The organism is Ferruginibacter sp. HRS2-29 (genome assembly GCF_024343615.1).
In the GTDB taxonomy this organism is placed as follows: domain Bacteria; phylum Bacteroidota; class Bacteroidia; order Chitinophagales; family Chitinophagaceae; genus Ferruginibacter.
The window spans coordinates 22414-39530 of record NZ_RJUB01000010.1; the positions used below are offsets into that span (position 1 = coordinate 22414).

The following is a 17117-nucleotide window of genomic DNA, read 5'->3' on the forward strand; positions in this document are numbered from 1 at the left end:
CACCCCTGGCCTTGAAAGATAGGGTAATATTGGATTTGTATTTAAGAATTATACTATAATGACCATTGACGTATGGAAGAAATAGTAAAAGAGCGTGAGAAAGAAAATAATAAAATAGATATCAAACCCTTTGATGAATTAAATGATGATAATTAGCGATTAATAAGTTGTTGTTATGTGTAATCTTTACAAAAGGTCAATAGCCTGCCTTAAGGATTCTTTCCGTTTTAATTCCATTTTCTGTCTCCAGTTGCAGATAATATATACCGGTTGGGAAATTGCGTAGCGATAACCGGGTAGAGTGGCTATTGGTTTGTTGTGTTAGTAAACGTATTCCTGTACTGCTGAACAGCGAGAGCCCTTTTATTTTATCGTAACTATTCAATGATAGTTCTGAAATGACAGGGTTGGGGAAACAGGAGATACCCTGTTTATCAGCGGCGTTAAAGAGCATGACCGTGCGGCTGTACCGGTATCTTCCATCTATGTCGATCGACTTTAAGCGGTACCAGGATCGCTGCTGACCGTTTCCGGGTTGACTGGTGAAACGGTAGGCCGCCTTTCCTTCGGCCATTACTGTTCCCGCAGTGGTGAACTGGGTTCCATTTATAGAAACTTCTATATCGTACTGCTTTAATTGCCCTTCGTTAGCCACCTGCCAGGATAATAAATGAGTACCCGCTGCGGATCTGCCACTGAAAAGAATAATGTCAACAGGTAAAACGGTAGAAATAATAAAAATAGGTTGGGCGCCGGTATAAATAGTACCGCCGGGCAACAGGTCATACGGCGTATCGTCATTGGAAATCCAATTGGCAGGGTTGGTTATCTCATCCAATAGATAAGTCTTTGTTCCAACTCTGTTACCATTATAGTGCCAATTGTCCCTGTGGGCCGGCCCTCCAAATCCAATTGCAAAATCTCCTGCGGCCAATGCAGCAGGCAGTTCACAAGATCCATTCACATTAGTAGTGAGACCCGTATTCCAGCCATTGACGATGCCCGAATTCGTGAGTCCGCAATTAAAACCAAAGATGAATTTAGGAACTGCAGGTGTTCCCTGATAAATCAGTATGTTGTCACCGTTTTGACCGAAAGAGCTGGTGATGGCATTATCTGTTGTCCACCCTTCCAGTATGGTACTTACACCAGTGACAGGACTGGTAGTAATGGATGGGCTGGTACTGCTACTGGTAAGCGTAAACTGTATCATCGTTCCTTTCGGCACGCCACCGGCAGGGAGTGTCCAGGAAAAAGTTCCCTCGCTCCCATTCCCCAACAACGCACTGAATGTATCATCGTAATAAGCTTTATCCGAAAAATAGATTACTTCACTGGCAGGCAGATCCGTTAACGCTACAATCGCAAAGGTTTTAGCTGTCGTGTTGTTGGGGTCACAGTTCAGTCCGATGATGGCGATATCACCAGGCACCAATGTGCCTTGTCCCTTTGCCGACTGGTACGAAATTAATTGAATGCATAGAATAGAGAGTACGTAAAGTTGACGCATAAGCTGAAGGTTACTGAAGGTTATGACGCAAATTTAACCCATGAGTTTTATGGGAACGGGGTCGCCTGGCAATCGTTCTTTACTATTTAGGTAACGTAGGGGGGTATTTAGGAAATGTACCCTGAAAGTAGATTCAATACCATTCCTTTTTTTCGGTGAGATACCGGTATGCTGCTTCCGTCCGATAAGACCAGGGTTCCATCATCGGTATGAAGATATTTTTTTACATGCAGCAGGTTAACGATATAAGATTTATGAATGCGCAAGAATCCTTTTGCGCCAAGTTGAACTTCTAGTTCTTTCAATGTTTTAGCAATATATATCTGTTCACCATTAGCTAGCCTGATCCGCGAATAATTATTGTCCGCTTCACAGAACAGAATATCTCTCTGGTCAACAAGGTGAATGCCTTCGGCGGCAGCGAACCCAATCTTTTCATGCGATGGCTTGAGCGAAGACAGCAAATCTTCCCAGTAAGGCTGTTGCGATGCTGGCTGTTGCTGTAAGGCACGGGAAAGCGAAATCCGGAGTTCTTCCGTATTGATTGGTTTGAGCAGATAATCAAGCGCATGAACCCGGAATGCGTTAACCGCGTACTCACTGTAAGCGGACAAGAAGATCACCTGGAAGTTTTTCCAGCTTGCTTTTTCTATAATATCAAAGCCGTTTCCATCTCCGAGACGAATATCCAGCAACAGCAAACCCGGTTGAAGCGCATCAATCAATTCGGTTGCCTGAACAACGCTGCCTGCTTCGCCACATATCTGTAGCGCCTGGCCTGACTGCTGCACAGCAACCCTTAGCGCGTTCCGCGATTGCACTTCATCATCAATGATCAGCACCTTCATCAATGTTGGTAAGTTTAGAGGTGATGGGTATAGCTATTTCCACTTTTGTACCTTCGACCTGCCCGGTTTCTGTTGTAATTTCTGTTATCAGTAATTTATTATCCGGACCGAGCATATTTAATCGTTGACGTGTGATGGCAATTCCCTTTGAGGTGCGGGATATATATTTATTCTGCCGCGCCGATTGCTGCAAACCTACTCCATTATCGGTAATGATGCAATGTAGAATTCCGGGTTCGGTTGTAAAGGTTATTTCAACTCTGCCGGGCACATCCAATGGTCCGATACCATGAATCACGGCATTTTCCACAAAAGGTTGTATCAGCATTGGCGCCAGTCCGATGGATCTTGTGGCCGGGCCCGTGTTATTGTTAATTACCCAACTCAGTTTGCCGGGATGATTGAGCGTGATTAGTTCAAGATAGTGTTGGAGCATCTCTATCTCTTCGGCAAGCGAAATTGTTGCACGTGCATTATTTTCAAGCATTTTCCTCATCATGCCTGAAAACCGGCTGATATAATGATGACCACCTTCCATATCTCCTGAACTGTAGTAACCCCTGATCGCATTCATGGCATTAAAAATAAAATGCGGATTCATCTGAAGGGCTGCTGCTTTTTGTTCCAGTTGTAATTTCTCTTTTTCCCAGCGAAGCAATTGTTGCTGGTGTGAATGTTTCTTTCGAAGGCCACGCATGCGCAGGTAAAAAAACATTCCCGACAATAAGGCGAGCGCAAGAAAAGAAAGTAAAAGGACAATCTTTCTTTTCCAGAAAGGCAGTGCAATCGTGAGATCCAATTCAAGTAAGCTATCAGGATTCCGTTCACCCGGTTCCGCTGTTGTTACCTGCAACCGGTAATTACCCGGCGCCAGGTTCGAAAATTGAATCCGGCGTGAATAAATTTTTGTCCAGCCCGTATCAGCTCCGAGCAGACGGTAGCTGTATACCGGTTCTTCCGCTAACCCGAAGTTGAGGGAAGTGAAATCAATACGCAGGTTGTTTTCCCGATTCGTTAACGATAAAGGTTGCTGATAGGAGCGTGCTTCTCCGTTGACAAAGATTTGTTCCAGCAGAATTGCCGGCGATTTTTGTTTGGTGATGGCGGAAGCACGGAACCAGGCTATACCCGTCTGTGTAGCTACCCATACAGTATCCGACAGCACAGTAATATCATTGATCATAGGATCGGGCAGGCCCTCATTGACAGAAATATTCTGAACAGTATGATTCAATCCTTTTGCTGTCCATTCAAGTTGCACACGGCTCACGCCTTTGTCGGTTGCCACCCAGAGTAACGAATCGCCAACAGCTACAAGACTATTGCAGTTATTACTTGCCAGGCCACTTTGCGCAGTTATCTCATAACAACGTTGCTTATATAATACACCAACGCCCTTGCCGTTTGTTGAAAAAAATAACTGTCCTTCTTTGTTGCCGGTAATGCGGGAAATTTTCGCTTCTATCAGGGAAGATTGATAATTGCGGAGACTCGCCAATGTATCTTTTACCAGTAACCGTAGTCCGTCAGCCGTCCCCATAAATAAAGAATCGCCCGAAAACCACAGATTACTTGCTCTTTTATCATACACCATTTTCTGGCTGCTATCAATTTTAGCCCGGGCTTTCCACCAATCCGTCAGCCTGCGTTTATTTACACTGAAGGATAAACCGATGTACAGATACTGGTTATTGATTGCTATGGCTTTGGCAGAACCATATGTGGGAATGGCTTGTCCGGTTTGCAGGTTAATCAGCATTGTTCCGGCTACGGCCCATAACTGCCCATTTAATCCATAAAATCCATATACTTTATGGAGGCCCGGCGCATGGCCGGTTTTTTTCCACTTGACACTGCCGGAAGACCAGTGAAAAAACTCTCCGTTGATCAGCCCGGCATATACCTCTCCTTTCCATTGTCCGACACTGTGCACGGCATATGTACCCAGTTCGGTAGCGTGGACATATCGGTGTACCGCCGAAGGACGATACAGAAACAATCCATGATTTTGTGATCCTGCCCATAGCAGGCCATCTTTGTCCCTCAGCAAGTAACCGAAGTAGGGAATATTGATGGTCAGTTCCCTGGTCCACTGTCCCGTGACAATATTCAGCGCAAATAAATTCCTGTTTGAAGCTACCAGTAATAAGCCGGAACTATCGCGTAAGGTAAAAGTTGAAATACGCTCCTTTGAAGGTAGCTGGTAGGAACTGAATCGTTTGTTTAAAAGCGAATAAACAAAAATCTGTGAGTCGTTGAAATAAACAATACGCTCTTTGTATAAAATTGATTTTTTAGCTGGCAGTATCTTACCATCAGGGAAATCTACCTTTACTCCGGTCATGGGATTATAGTATCCTTTGTCACTGAGGAATAACAATTCATGGCCGTACAAAGAAACATCAGCGAAAGCAGCATCTGCGTGACCGAACAGAGCGGCGGCAGAAAACGTTTGTTGCACTTTGTCATTGACCAACAGAAAAGCCTTGCGGTAGTCGATGTACCAGATACTGTCTCCCTTCTCTACCCAACTCCTGCTCATTCCGCCCGGATCTATGCGGGCAAGAAAGTCTGTATTTTTTTCATTCAGGATTTTTCCTTTGTCGTAAATGCTGATACGGCCATTATAGGTCAAAAACCACAAGCGACCCTTTCGGTCCTCCTTTATCTGAAAAACTTCATTGTCGCTCAACCCATCAGCCATCGTTAGTAAAAAAAAATCATTGCCATCGTAACGTGCAACACCCGCGTCAGTACCCACCCAGATATAACCTTTGCTATCCTGCATAATGCAGTACACCACCTTTGTTGGCAAGCCGCTTACGGGCAGGAAAAAAGATTCTTCCAGTTGCTGACTACAGGAAGTTTTCACCGTGAATGAAAAAAATATCAGCAAGATCCATTTCATACGATAAATGTATAATAATCTGCCAAGCTTTTTACACAAGGGCTTTTGACTACATGAATGGGCAAGCCGTTTTTTATCAGTGAAGCGGTGAATTACGGGGAGCAAACTTAATGTTGTAGATTCCAATTACGCATTTACATCTTTCATGTGCAAATGAGGACTATTTAATTGGCAGCACTCAATTTAGCCCTGGCGAGGCCACATAACCGGAAATTCCTGGAAATTAATGCAGCCATTAAATTTTTCTTTTTCCTGTATTGCCCTGCACCCGTCGGGCAAAGGGTGATGGGGTGGGGTACTTCGCAAGAATCAGTATCCGGATAGCGACTGATGTATTTATAATATTTATTTACTCATGCTGTATCTTTAACCCGCATGAAACTAACCCTCCTCGATACAAAAACCGGTGCCGACCTCCTCCTCATAAAAAACGAATACTCGTATGATCATTATTCTTTTTCCCGCGATAAAGAAAAAAAATATTTTACCATTATCTGGAACCGGGGTGGGGAAAAGGTCATTCACATCGATGGAGAAGAAACCGTGCTGATGCCCGATACCATTTTGCCGCTGATGTTCAATCAGACCTTCAGGGTGGAAGACGGCGAAACGACAGTGGCGTGGCAATTCAACCGCGAATTCTATTGCATCCAGGATCATGATGAAGAAGTAAGTTGCCTGGGGTTTTTATTTTGCCATGGCGACAAACAATTCATATCGCTCGATGATACCATGAAACAGAAGCTGGAACTGCTGCTGGATCTTTTTATTCTGGAATTGAATACAAAAGACACCATACAGCGGGAAATGCTCATGGTATTGCTCAAGCGCCTCATCATTGACCTTACCAGAATTGCCCGCAACACTTATATGCCCGACAGTAAAGGGCAGGACGACAGGTATAACCTTGTGAGGGAGTTCAATATGTTGGTAGAAGGGCATTTCCGCAAGGAGCATTCCGTGAATTTTTATGCAGGACTGCTGAATAAGTCACCCAAGACATTGTCTAATATTTTCCCGCAGGTAAACCAGAAAACACCACTTCAGATCATCCAGGAGCGGATTGTGATGGAAGCGAAAAGACTGTTGTATTATACCGACAAAACGGTAAAGGAGATCACTTACGAGCTGGGATTTGAAGACCCGGCTTATTTTGCCACTTTCTTCAAAAGAAGCACTTTGCTTTCCCCCGGGGAATACAGAAAGAACCGGGAATCTTTCGTTTAGGGAAAAAATCAAAGCCTTTCGGGAAGTATGCCCATTTTTTCCGGGCGTGATCCGTTGCAATTTTGTGTTGTCAATCAGACGTTCATCAAACAACACAAATCAATATGAAACAGTTATTAATCGCAGCAACAATGATCATGGCCACTTTAGCAGGTTCAGCTTCTGAAGCTGCCGCTCAACATGTAAAAAATGTAGTACTGGTACATGGTGCCTTTGTAGATGGTTCCGGATGGAAAGCGCTTTACAACGAATTATCTCAAAAAGGATATAATGTAACGATCGTTCAGAACCCATTAAGCTCACTGGAAGATGATGTGGCAGCTACAAAACTGGCGCTCGACAAACAAGACGGCCCGACAATACTGGTAGGCCATTCCTGGGGCGGAACGGTAATTACGGAAGCAGGCAATCACCCGAAGGTAGCGGCCCTTGTATATGTGGCAGCCCTTCAGCCTGATAATGGGGAAAACAGTATTCAATGGCTGATGTCTGCACCGGCATTACCCGAAAGCGGTGCGTTGCCCGCGGATGAAAATGGTATTGTATATTATGACAAAGCTAAATTCCACGCAGGTTTTTGCGCCGATATTCCAAAAGCAGATGCTGATTTCATGTTTGCCTCCCAGGGAGCATTTCATGGCAAAGGCTTCGGTACACCTATCAGCATAGCAGCGTGGAGAAACAAGCCTTCTTACGCGGCGTTAGCCACAGAAGATAAAAGCATCAACCCGGAAATCCAGAGAGCGATGTATAAACGATCCAACACAAAAGTTACAGAAATAAAAGGCAGCCACGTGATCTTCATGTCTCAGCCAAAAGCGGTAGCGAAAGTGATTATACAGGCAGCAACGGAATCAATTACGAATTAATAATTACGAATGCTATCAATTGTCAGAAAGGCCTTCCTTACTTGAAATATTCAGATAAGGAAGGCCTTTAACATTAATGAACCCATTCGTAATTCGTAATTATAAATTGTAGCTATTTGCGAGTTCTTTCAACTCCAGGATATTCGTCACTTTCAGTTTATCGAAAATGCGTGCTTTGTGTGTGCCTACCGTAGAGACCTGCAGGCTAAGGGTATTTGCTATATTGCTGATGGTTTGCCCGGCTAGCAATAACGATACGATCTCAAATTCCCTGGCCGATAAAGTATTGAAAAGGTTCGTGTCTTTTGCCGCTCCGCTGCTTTCCGCAAGGCTTTCGAGCATCGCTTCGCTGATATAGCGGCTGTTTTGCAGCACCTGGTTGATCGCTTTTTTTATCTCTTCCAGCGGCGCGTCCTTACTGATGAAACCTTTGGCACCCGCTTTCAGAAAGCGTTTGGCATAAATGTTTTCGGGGCTCATGGAAAATATTAGCACACGAAGTTCGGGATATTTGATCTTGAAATATTCCATCAACCCAAATGTATCCGTATGCGGCATCTGGATATCCAGCATCACCAGGTCATAAGAACTTTCCTTCAGCCTGGCAAGAGCGCTGTCACCATCATGTGCCTCGTCGATCTGCGAAGGTTTGTATATCTCCGATAACAAAACCTTTATTCCTGATCTGACAACAACATGGTCGTCTATCAATAAGAATTTTTTCATTACTAAGAATTAGAGGGTCATAAAAGTACGGACAAAAAGAATGTTTCAAGCTACCTATGCAACTTAAGAAAAATCCTGTTCTTTTACCAAAAGAAATATTACGGGGCGAATCTTGCAAATATTTTTGCCTATGTTACGAAATATATCACTAACATCGTATCTAGAAATCATCGACGTCCAATGAAACTTGAAGCTCTGCCAATCCAGGTTCTGATCATACAAACCGATGCCGCACAAGTGTTTGTTTTGAAAAATGTATTGGACAAATCTTCTGTTTCCATCTCGCAAATCATTGATACTCCGGATCTTCGGTCAGCAATACAATACCTGCAACTACAAACACCGGATATCATTTTTCTCGATCTTTCCCTTTCCGACAGCAAAGGCCTGAATACTTTTCTGCATTTAAAATCCCACAGCAGGCAGTGCCCCGTGGTAATACTTACCGGCGAAAAAACGGATCTGCAGGCAATTGAAGCGGTCAATAGCGGTGCGCAGGATTTTTTGAGTAGCGACGAGCTGGAGCCAAAAGTGCTGAGCAAAGTGATCCGGTACAATATCCGCCACAAACGTATATCCCAGTCTTTACAGGAAGTCAACGAACGGTATGACCTGGTTTCAAAAGCTACCAATGATATGTTGTGGGACTGGGATCTGTTAAAAAATAAGGTATACCGCAGCCGCGAAGGCTGGTGCAGGCTTTTTGGTACACCAGACACCGGCGATAATGAACTTTCCGATAGCTGGATAGAAAGGGTACACCCCGACGACCGGGAAAAAACCGATGGGCAGATAGACAAAATTTTGCAGCACAAAGAAATGGAAAATTTTGAGCTCGAATGCCGCGTGATCCGGGACGACGGTAGTTATGCCCACGTCATCGATCGCGGTTATGTGATCCGCAATGAAGACGGGGAAGCCATCAGGCTGATTGGTGTTACCCAAAACATCACCGAACAAAAACTTGCGGAAGAGCGGCTGAAAACCAGCGAAAAACGTTTCCGTTCCATTATAGAAAGAAGTAATGAAGGGTTGATATTGCTGAACGCCGACGGTGCACCATTGGACATCAGCCCGGCGGCAAGAAAGATATTGGGCTTTTCGGGGCTGATGGATGAACTCGTCATCGATATCAGTGAAGTGCATCCTCATGATGTGACCCGTGTGCAGGATGCGTTTGCAGAGATATTCGGCACGCCCAACATTGTAAAAGTGATTGAGTACCGGTACAAAAAACTAAGCGGCAGTTATATCTGGCTCGAAGCTACCTGTCATAACCTGTTGCACGAACCCTCCATAAACGCCATAGCGATACATTTCCGCGATATCTCTTCGCGAAAAATGTTTGAAGAAATACTAAAGAATTCGGAAGAGAAATACCGTCATCTTTTCAATGTCAACCCATCGTCTATCATAATTTCTGACCCCAACGATTTTACTATCCGTGAAGTAAACGATGCCGCCATAAAGGAATTCGGGTATACCCGCAAAGCGATCCTGAAAATGCGTACAATTGACCTGGTGGCGCCTAAAGATCAGGAAAGACTGAAAAAGTTATCGGATAAAATGCAGCGTGAAGCATTTCAAACATCCAATATCTGGGAAGTAAAAACAAAAGACGGTGGTTGGAAATATGTGGATGCGATCTCGCAGGGAATAGATTATTATGGTAAAAAAGCCACGCTTACCATTGCCAATAATATTACAGAAAAGATTGAGCTGGAACAGAACCTTGCGGAGCAACGGATAAAAAGCCAGCAGGATATTACCACTGCTGTAATTACCGCACAGGAACAGGAACGTGGTAAACTCGGAAAAGAACTGCATGATAATATCAACCAGATACTGGTGACCACCAAGTTGTACATCGAATATGCCATGGCCAACGAAGACGTAAAAAATGCCCTGCTCACAACGGCAAAGGGTTTTCTCACATCGGCGGTCTCGGAAATACGCAATTTATCCAAATCATTGCTGCCGCCATCGTTGGGCGAAGTGGGGCTCATCATGGCACTGGAAGAACTGGTGGAAAGCCTTCACGCAGTAAATAAATTTACCATTCATTCCAGGTGGGAAAACCTGGACGAAACAAAATTATCTGAAGACCTGAAACTGACTGTTTTCCGCATTCTTCAGGAGCAATTGAGCAATATCATCAAGCATGCGGAAGCAAAAAATGTGTGGATCAAAATAAAAATCAAAAACGAGCGTTTAAGTATTGAGGTGAAGGATGATGGGGTGGGTTTCAACGGTGATGAAAAGCACAGCGGAGTAGGGTTGAAAAACATCAAGAGCAGGGCCGAATTGCACAACGGCCGGATGAAATTGAAGTCTAAAAGGTTGGATGGCTGCACGTTAAGTGTACAATTTAACCTTTGAACTATACAGGAAACACCTGAGCCTTTCGAAACGAACCAATATCTATGGAAAAAATCTTAATCGTTGACGACCACAACATTATCAGGTCCGGAGTGAAGATAATGTTCACGGGAGAATTGTCCCGCTTTAGTTTTGATGAAGCTGCCGATGGCGATACTGCCATGAATTTCATCGAACAGAACAATTACAGTATGATCATCCTCGACATCAATATGCCGGGAATGAGCGCCCAGCAGATCGTACAAAACACATTGGCGTTATACCCCGACAGTAAAATATTGATCTTCAGCATGAATGCTGAGAATATTTTCGCCAAGCCGTTCCTGAAAATGGGGGCTAAAGGGTATATCCGTAAGGATGAAGCCGCGGATGAGATCCGTAAGGCGATCATGACAGTACTCAGCAACAAACGGTATATCAGCAGGGAATTGTCGGAAAATTTCGCCGGCGAGTTGCTGGTTAAGCAGACAGACAACCCATTTGACAAACTTTCGCCGAAACAATCGGAAATCACCCGCTTCCTCATAGAAGGAAAAGGGCTGAATGAGATCTGTCATAAGCTGAACCTCCACAGCTCTACCATCAGCACACAAAAAACCCGTATTTTCCAGAAACTGAACGTAAAGAACGTGGTGGATTTGTATGCGCTGGCAAAAATGCATATGGTGATCGCACATTGATTTTATTGGTAATTATTTATAGAAGAGTCCCCGGTAACGGGGATTTTTTTGTTTCACGCAAAGCCGCAAAGGAAGCGCAAAGCCGCAAAAGCAATCGTTTATTGACCGCTTTTGCCTTTTTTATCTTCATTTCTCTGTCAGCCTGAGCTTGTCGAAGGCGGGGTGATCTAATGGCATCGCCTTCGACAAGCTCAGGCTGACAGAAGAGGTACTCGTTAAATACCCTCTCTAATAGCTTATATTTATAAAAAAATAATGTACTTTTTTACAGAGTGCAAAGGGAAAAAATATGGCTGAAGACAAGATTTCCATAAAACGGGTAAAGATCACTTTCATCGCGGCATTTGTATGCGTAGGGTTTTTGCTGTACATAACATTTGCCAACATGCGCAACGCGGAAAACGAAAGCCGCAATGTGAAGTCTGCGCTCGATGTATTGCTGAGGCTCGAAAATGTATTGGTAGATGTGCAGACCATCGAAAGTGCGCAACGCGGTTTTACCATTTCAGGCGACGAAAAATACCTGCAGAGTTTTTATACCGGCATCAATAAAATGCGCACGGATACAACTATCCTGGCAAAACTTCAATTATCGGATTCTACCAATCTTGAAGAACGAACCGCGTTACTTTCTTCATTAAATAAAAAAATAGCCCACACAAAATTTGTGGTGGAAGTGCGGCGATTGTATGGCTATGATTCAGCATCGGCACTGATGCAGACGAATGCCGGAAAATTATTGATGGATGAAATTACCGCCACCATCAGTAAGATACAGAGCAAAGACAAAAAGTTGCTGGAGCAATCCAACATCAACCGCGAAAAATATGCCCGCGAAAATACCTGGGAATTCGGCGTGCTCGCGCTGCTGATCTTCCTGATCCTTTTCTACAGCCTGTATATGATCCTGAAAGAATTCAGGCAGATAGAAGAGAATGAGAAGCTTCTTAAATACAATGCTTCGTTGATCCGGAATATTTATGATCCGATCATCACCACCGATGCGGAACGCATCATCACCAACTGGAACGTTTATGCAGAGCAGCTTTACGGTTATACAGAAGAAGAAGCTGTAGGCCAGAATATAAAAGATTTGCTGAAGATCGATTACGGAATAAATGATCGTTCGGAAATATTAAGCGAGTATTTATCGCAGGATCACTGGAAAGGTGAAGTGATCCATTATCACAAAAATGGAATGCCGATAGATGTGGAAGTGAGCACATCTACCATAAAAAACCAGGCTGGCAACGAGCAAGGGATCGTGGCGGTGATCAGGGATATCACGCAGCGTAAAAAAATGGAAGTGCAGCTGCAGCAACTCACGCAGGATCTGCAAAAACAGGTGATTGCAAAATCGAAAGAACTGACCTATGTTTTTGAACGTATCACCGATGCGTTCATCGCCCTGGATAATAACTGGAATTATACTTATCTCAATAAGAAGGCGGCGGAAATGCATGAGAAAACGCCGGACCAACTAATCGGTAAAAATATCTGGGAAGAATTTCCTGATGTGAAAGATGAACCTTTTTATGCAGCACTACGGCTTGCCCGCGAAACACAGGAAGCGCAACGCCTTCAGCTGTATTATTCAACAGCCGATAAATGGTTTGAAGATCTCATCTATCCATCAGCCGATGGTATTTCCGTTTATTACCACGACATCACCGAAAAGAAAAAAGCGGAGATAGCCTTTCAATCGGTGCACGAAAAGCTGAGTTATCATATCAATAATACGCCGATGGCGGTGATGGAATTTGACAGCGATATGAAAGTGCTGCAATGGAGTAAAAAATCGGAAGACATATTTGGATGGACAGCCGAGGAAGTGGTGGGCAGCAACATCGATTTCTTTGATTTTATTTATCCTGATGATCGTGGGCTGGTGAAGAACGCGATCGAGGATCTTTCCGGCGAGCAGGTAAACAATGTAGTGTTCAACCGAAACCTTACAAAAGACGGCCGGGTGATCTTTTGCGAGTGGTACAATTCTGTATTGAGGGATGAAGAAGGAAAAACGATCGGTATCATGTCGCTGGCACAGGATGTAACCCAGCGAAAACAAATAGAGCTGGAACTGCAGGAAGCGGAATCCAAATTCCGTAACCTTGTAGAGCAATCGATGGTGGGTGTTTACATCATACAGGATGATAAACTGATGTATGTGAACCCTACATTCGCGAAAATATTCGGCTATGAGCCGGAAGAGATACCTGCTGATTTTCCGCCGGCGAAAATTGTGCATGAAGACGACCGCGACCGGGTATTTAAAAATGTTCAATCAAGGATACGCGGGGAAAACACGAGCATGAACTACGAGTTCAAAGGCCTGCACAAAGCCGGCGAAATGCTCACCCTTGAAGTGTTTGGCTCATTCACTATCTATCGCGGCAAGCCGGCGATCATCGGTACGCTCATTGATATTACGGAAAGAAATAAATCCATCGCAAGGCTGGAAGCTTCCGAGCAGGCATTGAAAATTTCCAACGAACGTTTCCTGCTGGTTGCTAAAGCTACGAACGATGCGGTGTGGGATTGGGATCTTACCACCAATAAAGTATGGGGCAATGAAAGCTTCTGCAAGATACTCGCACTGGAAAAACATGAAGATTTCGACTTCCAGAAATTTGTGGAATCCATTCACCCCGAAGACCGCGAAAAAGTGATCGGCAATTTTACATATTGTCTTAAAAATGGCATCAGCCTGGTGATGGAAGAGTTCAGGCTTAAAACAAAAAAAGGAGATTACCTCACGGTATATGATAAAGCATATATTATTTACGATAAAGACAAACGTGGCGTGAGGATGCTGGGGGCGATGGAAGATATCACAGAAGAACGACAGGCGGAACGAAAACTGTTGATCGAAAAAGAATTGTCGGATTCCATCATCAACAGCTTGCCGGGTGTATTTTACCTGCTCAACCGGGAGGGTAAATTCTACCGCTGGAATAAGAACCTCGAAACGGTAACGGGTTATTCGGCAGAAGAGATCGCTACCAACAATCCGCTGGTGTTCTTTTCGGAAGAAGACCGCGAACTGATCAAAGAAAAAGTGCAGAACATTTTTGAAGTGGGTGAAGATAGTGTGCAGGCGAATTTTATTTCAAAAGATGGTACGGCCACGCCGTATTATTTTACGGGAATGTATATCAATTACGAAGGTGAAAGTTGTTTCCTTGGCGTGGGTATCGATATTTCCGAAAGGGTGAACTCGCAGAAACAACTGGTAGATAGCGAAGAAAAATATCGAACGCTTATCGAGCAGGCGTCGGACGGTATTTTCATCACCAACGAAAAAGGCGATTACCATGATGTGAACTCCAGCGCAGCGATGCTGACGGGTTACTCCAAAGAAGAATTGCTGACGATGAACGCGAAAGATGTGATCTATGATGATCTTTCTAAAAACCCGTTCATCTTCACCGATCTGCTTAAAGGTCAGGTGATATTGAGCGAACGGATCATGCGCCAGAAAAACGGTACGCTGATCAATGTGGAGATAAGCTCGAAACTATTGACCGACGGGCGTTTTCAGGCGATCGTGAGGGACATCACCGCACGTAAAATGGCCGAAGAAGCATTGAGGGTTTCGGAAAGTAAATACCGGTTGCTCTTCAATAAAAATCCGATGCCGATGTGGATGATCTCTATCCCGGAGAGAAAATTCCTCGATGTGAATCCTGCGGCTATAGAGTTTTACGGTTATAACAGGGATGAATTCCTGCAGATGAATATTTTTGATATTACGATCCCCGGGGGTAATAAGCAGACTTTCGGTACATTCAGCAATGCTTCACGGAATATCAACCAGGGCGGCATCTGGGATCATCAGAAAAAAGATGGCAGCAGAGTAAAAGTGAATATCATCAGCCATGATATAGTATATGAAGGAAAGATCGCGAAGCTGGTATTGGCGAGTGACGAAACGGAAAAAATTGCGGCAGCAGAAAACCTGAAACGTTCGCACGAAGATCTTCGCCAGCTGGCAACTCACCTGGAAGATATTCGCGAAACCGAACGCACCCATATGGCCCGTGAGATACATGATGAACTGGGGCAGCAGTTGACGGGATTGAAAATGGATATTTCATGGATCAACCGTAAAGTGAAATCGGAAGATCCGGAAGTGGTGCAGAAGATGAAAGATACGATCCAGCTGATCGATACCACGGTGATCACTGTACGCCGCATCGCTACGCAGCTTCGCCCAAGCATACTCGATGATCTCGGGTTGATAGCGGCCATGGAATGGCAGAGTGAAGAATTTGAAAAGAGGGCGGAGATCAGGACGAATTTTACCACGAACAATACCAACCTTGAAGCGCCACCCGATGTGGCTACCGGTATTTTCCGTGTATTCCAGGAAAGCCTCACCAATGTGCTCCGCCATGCCGAAGCCACAAAAGTGGAAACATCGTTGACGGAAAATAATAATAAACTGGAACTGGTGATCGCCGATAACGGCAAGGGTTTCAATACGGCGGATATACAAAGCAAACGCACACTCGGATTGCTGGGTATGAGAGAGAGGGTTTTGATCATGGGCGGAACCTATAGTATTTCGAGCGAACCCGGCAAAGGGACTTTGGTTAGAATTATTGTACCTTTAACACAACCTTAAACCTATCCATTCATTATGATCAGGATTCTTATTGCAGATGATCACATTATCGTAAGGAGAGGCCTTCGGCAGATATTGCTCGAAGGGTTTCCGAATGCGCTCATTGAAGAAGTTCCGGATGCAGAAGCGATGATCAAAAAGATCATGGCGCATGAATGGGATGTGGTGATCAGCGACCTCAGCATGCCGGGCCGCAGCGGACTGGATGCCTTGCAGCAGATCAAACAGTTTTACCCTAAATTACCGGTGCTCATTTTAAGCATCCATCCCGAAGAGCAATACGCATTGCGGGTATTGAAAGCAGGAGCTTCCGGTTATCTCAGCAAAGACCTGGCGCCCGATGAACTGGTGAATGCCGTGAACAGGGTTTTGCTGGGCAAAAAATATATTACCGCTACCATCGCGGAAAAACTGGCTTCGGTACTCGACCAGGACAGCGAAAAACAACCACACGAGTCTCTGTCCGACAGGGAGTTTACCGTTTTGAAATTACTCGCCGCCGGCAAATCGGTTTCGGAAATAGCCGAATCGATGTTCCTCAGTGTAACCACTGTGAGTACCTACCGGGCCAGGATCATGGCAAAGATGAACCGGAAAAGCAATGCGGACCTTACGTTGTATGCGATAGAGCACGGGCTGTTATAAAGTTCAAAAGGTTTCAAAAGTTGAAAAGTTGAAAAGTTCAAAGGTTCAAAGGTTCAAAATGTTAAGCAATGTTTTGAACCTTTGAACTTTTTAAACCTTTTAAACTTCTGTGTAGAACTATTACTACGCCAGAATATCATTTCAATTACATCAATTCAGTTCAGTCAATTACAAATGGAGAAACCTGTTGGGGTTAGCTTTGCAGTGTGTTGACAAATACATCTTTATGAAGAAAAAAGACCTGAAAGTCTTGATCGTTGATAATGCGTTATTGGTAGTGAGCCGGGTTTCTGAGATCATTTCCGAATTGGATTGTGTAATGAGCGTATCTGTCGCTACCACATATGAAGAAGCGGTAAAGAAAATATCTTTGCTGCAACCGGATATCGTGTTGCTGGATATTTATCTGAAAGATAAAAGCGGATTGGAATTACTGGAATTTATAAAAAGAAGTCACCCGTCTATCAAAGCGATCATGCTGACGAACCAGTCGAGTGACAACTACAAGAATCTTTGCGAAAAAATCGGGTCGGATCATTTCATTGATAAATCGAGTGAGTTTGAGAATATCACCGGTATCATTGAATCCTACCACGTTTGATCATATTTTGTCCTTGACTAACCAACATTTTGATTATCCTTACAATTGGCCATCCAATAGCCGAAAGCCAACCCCCGCAAGAGTTTCAATACTATGG

The 17117-nt window shown here is 44.2% G+C and carries 11 protein-coding genes; 7 read left to right on the forward strand and 4 right to left on the reverse strand.

What is annotated here, in order from left to right; all coding sequences use genetic code 11:
• Positions 1–196: 196 nt before the first annotated feature.
• The 3 genes from EGI32_RS05270 to EGI32_RS05280 form a co-directional block, all read right to left on the reverse strand.
• A complete protein-coding gene (locus EGI32_RS05270) occupies positions 197–1510 on the reverse strand; it encodes a T9SS type A sorting domain-containing protein (protein WP_255154328.1) in 1314 nt (437 codons plus the stop codon).
• Between the two features lie 107 nt (positions 1511–1617).
• Entirely contained in the window at positions 1618–2358 is a 741-nt protein-coding gene (locus tag EGI32_RS05275) for a LytTR family DNA-binding domain-containing protein (RefSeq protein ID WP_255154329.1), read from the reverse strand.
• A complete protein-coding gene (locus tag EGI32_RS05280) occupies positions 2339–5266 on the reverse strand; it encodes a sensor histidine kinase (RefSeq protein ID WP_255154330.1) in 2928 nt (975 codons plus the stop codon). Before EGI32_RS05280 ends, EGI32_RS05275 begins: the two co-directional genes overlap by 20 nt.
• Before the next feature lie 375 nt (positions 5267–5641).
• On the opposite strand from EGI32_RS05280, the gene EGI32_RS05285 reads away from it, so the two are divergent.
• Together EGI32_RS05285 and EGI32_RS05290 are read left to right on the forward strand one after the other, a co-directional pair.
• Positions 5642–6493, forward strand: coding sequence for an AraC family transcriptional regulator (locus tag EGI32_RS05285; protein WP_255154331.1), 852 nt, complete (start codon positions 5642–5644; stop codon positions 6491–6493).
• A gap of 104 nt (positions 6494–6597) precedes the next feature.
• Complete coding sequence (locus EGI32_RS05290) at positions 6598–7362, forward strand: alpha/beta hydrolase (RefSeq protein ID WP_255154332.1); 765 nt, start codon at positions 6598–6600, stop codon at positions 7360–7362.
• A 99-nt stretch (positions 7363–7461) separates the two neighbouring features.
• Here EGI32_RS05290 and EGI32_RS05295 read toward each other — a convergent pair whose 3' ends face one another.
• Positions 7462–8088 (reverse strand): response regulator transcription factor, encoded by a 627-nt coding sequence (locus tag EGI32_RS05295; RefSeq protein WP_255154333.1) that lies wholly within the window; start codon positions 8086–8088, stop codon positions 7462–7464.
• A 180-nt stretch (positions 8089–8268) separates the two neighbouring features.
• Here EGI32_RS05295 and EGI32_RS05300 point away from each other — a divergent pair, with 180 nt between their 5' ends.
• The 5 genes from EGI32_RS05300 to EGI32_RS05320 all read left to right on the forward strand — a co-directional run bounded on the left by EGI32_RS05300 (position 8269) and on the right by EGI32_RS05320 (position 17020).
• Positions 8269–10467 carry a PAS domain S-box protein gene (locus EGI32_RS05300; RefSeq protein WP_255154334.1) on the forward strand — a complete coding sequence of 733 codons (2199 nt, stop codon included), beginning with the start codon at positions 8269–8271 and terminating at the stop codon, positions 10465–10467.
• 44 nt (positions 10468–10511) lie between these two features.
• A complete protein-coding gene (locus tag EGI32_RS05305; protein ID WP_255154335.1) occupies positions 10512–11147 on the forward strand; it encodes a response regulator transcription factor in 636 nt (211 codons plus the stop codon).
• Between the two features lie 289 nt (positions 11148–11436).
• Entirely contained in the window at positions 11437–15774 is a 4338-nt protein-coding gene (locus EGI32_RS05310) for a PAS domain S-box protein (protein WP_255154336.1), read from the forward strand.
• Positions 15775–15789: 15 nt separating this feature from the next.
• Positions 15790–16419 carry a response regulator transcription factor gene (locus tag EGI32_RS05315; RefSeq protein WP_255154337.1) on the forward strand — a complete coding sequence of 210 codons (630 nt, stop codon included), beginning with the start codon at positions 15790–15792 and terminating at the stop codon, positions 16417–16419.
• Between the two features lie 226 nt (positions 16420–16645).
• Positions 16646–17020 (forward strand): response regulator, encoded by a 375-nt coding sequence (locus EGI32_RS05320; RefSeq protein WP_255154338.1) that lies wholly within the window; start codon positions 16646–16648, stop codon positions 17018–17020.
• Positions 17021–17117: the final 97 nt, after the last annotated feature.